We start from the raw sequence: 309 nt of genomic DNA on the forward strand, positions 1-309 counted from the left end.
TTACGGAAACTGCACATTAGTCGAAACTTTGTTTAGTTTTGAGAGGTTTACTCTCATTGAAGGATGTTATGGGCCTATAGCTCAGCTGGTTTAGAGCGCACGCCTGATAAGCGTGAGGTCGATGGTTCAAGTCCATTTAGGCCCATCCTTTTATGATTTTGGGGCCTTAGCTCAGCTGGGAGAGCGCCTGCCTTGCACGCAGGAGGTCAACGGTTCGATCCCGTTAGGCTCCATTGACAGTTTTTACTGTCATAACTTGTTCTTTGAAAACTAGATAATATTTTTTCTGTTTTAAATTAACAAACCGAG

The 309-nt window shown here is 43.4% G+C and carries 2 tRNA genes; both read left to right on the forward strand.

Annotation, left to right across the window (positions count from 1 at the left end):
• Positions 1 to 70: 70 nt before the first annotated feature.
• Positions 71 to 145 (forward strand) — tRNA-Ile (locus tag FD46_RS10050).
• Between the two features lie 15 nt (positions 146 to 160).
• Positions 161 to 233: transfer RNA gene (locus tag FD46_RS10055), tRNA-Ala, on the forward strand.
• Positions 234 to 309: the final 76 nt, after the last annotated feature.

The organism is Liquorilactobacillus oeni DSM 19972, assembly GCF_001436275.1.
Taxonomy (GTDB): Bacteria; Bacillota; Bacilli; order Lactobacillales; family Lactobacillaceae; genus Liquorilactobacillus; species Liquorilactobacillus oeni.